This window comes from Nesterenkonia sp. K-15-9-6, assembly GCF_052656005.1.
Window position 1 is genome coordinate 1 of the sequence record NZ_JBQYEY010000067.1, and the last position, 711, is coordinate 711.

Annotated in this window: 1 protein-coding gene; it reads left to right on the forward strand. The window is 71.7% G+C overall.

From position 1 onward, the window contains the following. A partial coding sequence (locus SD455_RS16635) for a DUF222 domain-containing protein (protein ID WP_445508749.1) occupies positions 1 to 711 on the forward strand: 711 nt, incomplete at both ends.

Genomic DNA, 711 nt, shown 5'->3' on the forward strand with positions numbered 1-711 from the left:
TCGACCATCACACCCGCCGCGCCCTGCGGGAGGCCGCCACCGGTGACACCGCCCACATCCTCGGAGTCAGCGAACAGGTCGCCTCCGGGATGCTGACCGCCGCCCGCACCGCCCGGACCACCCTGCCGGTCACTTGGAAGACCTATCTGGCCGGGATCATCGACACCGCCCGACTGCGCGCGATCACCACCACCGCCACCACCCTGATCCGCGCTGCGCACCTCGAGGACTTCGACTCTGCGGCCGCCGCAGCGGCGGCAAGGATGACCCTCGGTGAGCTGCGAGCCTGGCTGCGCCGCTACACCGCCACCCTGGACCCCGCCCAATACCAGGCCGACTGCGACCGTGCCCGGGCGGATCGATGGGTACGCCTCCAGCACGACGACCACGCCATGAGCTACCTCGAGGCCCGACTGCCCACAGTGGCGGCCGCAGCGATCGCGAATCGGCTCCGCGCGGTCGCCCGCGGCCACCAACACCACACCATCCCCGCCCCGGCAGACCCCGATGCGCACTGCACCACCCACACCACCCGTGGAGACAGGACCACCGGTAGCGCCAGCACCGCTGGGGCCGGGACCACCGAGACAACCGCGATGACCGAGACGACCGAGACGATCGAGACCGCCGAGTCCCAGAGCCCGGGGCGCCACCCGGTCCAGCAGGTGTTGCCCGTCAAGCATCCCCAGCTGCCCGTCGAGCACCCCGAGC